This is a genomic window from Sphaerochaeta sp. S2, from assembly GCF_016406725.1.
Lineage (GTDB): Bacteria > Spirochaetota > Spirochaetia > Sphaerochaetales > Sphaerochaetaceae > Sphaerochaeta.
Genome location: NZ_JAEKNT010000434.1, coordinates 1 through 2707, shown reverse-complemented (window position 1 = coordinate 2707; position 2707 = coordinate 1). Strand labels below are relative to the sequence as shown.

The window sequence follows — 2707 nt, the reverse complement described above, 5'->3', positions numbered from 1 at the left end:
GGATATCCTGGGTATTAAGGTACTGGACCATTTAATCTTCAGCGAAGAGGGGTATTTATCGATGCTGGAGGGTAATCTGTTCTAAAGAAGAAATGAAAATTACCAGGTGCAAGCTCCTTTCGGTTGCCACAAAACCAAATTCTCTCTACTGGTTTTTCGCTTGCACCTGGTTTTCTTATTGCTGGAGCATGAAAAATCAAAGGGAATTAATGAGGAAGAGAAGTCATGGATATTCTAACAGGTATCGGTAACTTGAAAGTTTACTTTTGTATTGATATTGTGTATAATATCGATATATAAATAAACTAGCATGAGAGGAGACAGATTATGGTAATCAATTCTCGATTGTATGATGAAATCAAGAAAAACAACAACGTGATCACCACATCACAGGTACTACAGCTAGGATTTTCAAAAACACTGCTTACTAACTATGTCCATGCTGGCCTTTTGGAACGATGTGGTCATGGCGTCTATACTCTGCCAGGTGGGTTAATCGACGATATGTATGGGCTTATGCTTCGCTCGTCAAAAATTATTTTCTCCCATGACTCCGCACTCTTTTTAAACGGACAATCCGAGCGCACACCGTTTCGACATACAGTTACCATTCCCAGTGACTCAGTGTTGCCAACCTCAATCAAGAAAGCATGCACTTGTTTCTATATCAAGCCAGAGTTGCATGCTCTAGGAATGGTCTTGATAAAGACAACTTTCGGCAATACGGTCAGAAGCTACAACATGGAACGCACCATTTGTGATTTACTGCGCAGTCGCACCCGATGTGATGAGGAAACAATAATCAGTGCCTTGAAAAACTACGTAGCGTCCAAGAACAAAAACTTGAATCTTCTTGCAGAGTATGCAAAGAGTCTGCGAGTTGATAAGAAACTAAAACAATATATGGAGGTGCTGCTATGAGTTCTACATCCATGAGCCTGAAGGCCCGAATCAATAACTACTCGAAGGAACATAGTATTGCAGCACAGGTCGTCTTGCAGAACTATATGTTCGAGCGATTCTTGGAACGTTTATCCAAGTCCGAGTATAAAGACAAATTCGTAATCAAGGGAGGAATGCTCATTGCAACCATTGTGGGCTTGGATATCCGCTCAACCATGGATATGGACACAACACTTCGCAATTCACCCTTCACAGAAGACCAAATAGAACAAACAATTAAAAGCATCTGCAGTGTGGCTTTGGCCGCTGCTTTCCTAACTAGCCGAATCATTGGGTACCAGCAAACAAATTTACACCACCCCGCGATCATTGATAAAGCCTTGTGAAGTCGGGTCCAGAAAATAAGGCCTCCGAGAACCAACATGGAGACGGATGGAAGGGGAAAGAGAGCACGAAAAGTACCCATTACAGCTTTTGTTCTACCGGTTCATCGAAAAGCTGGGAAAACTAATCCGAAAAGAAAATTGGGTTTCCTGGTGACGATTATTTCTTCCTCAAGCTCTTTGATGCAAGCAGGAATGCCTATGTCAGGAACCCTGTGGCTGAGAGAACCCCACAGGATTTATGATTGAGCCGTAATTTTTCCAGCTGTGCCAATATATAATTGTGTAACCCTCTGAGCACCCTAATAAGGAAACATATTATTGTGCACTTCAGAAGGTAGAGCCGGATGTTAGGCAGGCTAATCGTAATGATACAATTTAAGGATTTAGTAAGCCCCTAGATAACAAGATGTTAGGTTAAGCAATATTTAAGAACCTTACTTATCCTATCAGATCTCTCTTACGGAATTGATGTAAAGCATATACCAAACAACCAGCGGTGATAGCAATTGTCAGGATCACATAGAACACACTGAATCCATAATTTACCATGTCATACAGGTTGAAGTACCGAACAGGAGTGAGGAAATTCAGATATCCAATATCGCCACGATATTCAATGATGAATGCGAACACGTATGCAGCGATCAATTTCAAGAATGCGAGACGCAAGGCACCTCGATAATTTTTCGTGATCACAGCACTCAACATGCCGATTGAGGAAAAGATCAGTTGGGTCAGAAACATCCCGATAGAAGACGTTGCCACATGAAACCATAGACCTGGCTCATGCAAAATAGGCACAAGAAATATCATCGTGCCGACAGCAGTTACCAAGGCAATTATTGCATTGCTCAACATCACAAACAATGCTTTAGACAGAAGCACAGTTCTCCTATCCAATGGCTTTGTAAAAAGGAAATCCGCGGTATGCTCTCGTTCATCTTTGCAAACAACATGGACCCCAAGAAAAACGGCGAAAGCGAATGCGACTATTTGGTACCAATAGAACATACTTGCATAACCTCCAAGCCCGATGTCAATCGGAAAAGCATCGACTCCAAATGCGATACGTACAATCTTGGGGAAGTTATCCACTGTTCCGGCTAACAATTCCATTTGGCCTTGCAGTCCTTGAAATTCCACTCCGCCGAAAGCCGCCGTGAGAAAGAGAATCAATGACCAGATGATCAACATCTTCCTGTGAATTCTCAGCTCCTTAACAATTACGATTTTCATCTTTATAAACCCTCATACGGTAATCAAGTCCTTTTTACGAATCACCTGATATCCAATCGAAAGGAAGGTTGCCACGAGAAAAGCCAACCAGATTACATACTTGCTTTCATAGCTACCCTTTGTAGCAATGAACGAACCCCCAAAGAATTTAGGCGGAGCTAGGAACAACAGCCAATCAATAC

General features: G+C 42.0%; 4 protein-coding genes. 3 read left to right on the top strand and 1 reads right to left on the bottom strand.

All coding sequences use genetic code 11. The annotated features are described in order from the left end of the window. The first annotated feature begins 4 nt into the window (after positions 1–4). The 3 genes from JF818_RS16710 to JF818_RS12410 all read left to right on the top strand — a co-directional run bounded on the left by JF818_RS16710 (position 5) and on the right by JF818_RS12410 (position 1289). Positions 5–85 (top strand): hypothetical protein, encoded by an 81-nt coding sequence (locus JF818_RS16710; protein WP_370570337.1) that lies wholly within the window; start codon positions 5–7, stop codon positions 83–85. A gap of 242 nt (positions 86–327) precedes the next feature. Further along, complete coding sequence (locus tag JF818_RS12415) at positions 328–921, top strand: type IV toxin-antitoxin system AbiEi family antitoxin domain-containing protein (protein WP_198892308.1); 594 nt, start codon at positions 328–330, stop codon at positions 919–921. Beyond that, complete coding sequence (locus JF818_RS12410; protein ID WP_198892307.1) at positions 918–1289, top strand: nucleotidyl transferase AbiEii/AbiGii toxin family protein; 372 nt, start codon at positions 918–920, stop codon at positions 1287–1289. Before JF818_RS12415 ends, JF818_RS12410 begins: the two co-directional genes overlap by 4 nt. A 438-nt stretch (positions 1290–1727) precedes the next feature. Here JF818_RS12410 and JF818_RS12405 read toward each other — a convergent pair whose 3' ends face one another. Further along, positions 1728–2525 carry an ABC transporter permease gene (locus tag JF818_RS12405; RefSeq protein WP_198892306.1) on the bottom strand — a complete coding sequence of 266 codons (798 nt, stop codon included), beginning with the start codon at positions 2523–2525 and terminating at the stop codon, positions 1728–1730. Between the last annotated feature and the right edge of the window lie 182 nt (positions 2526–2707).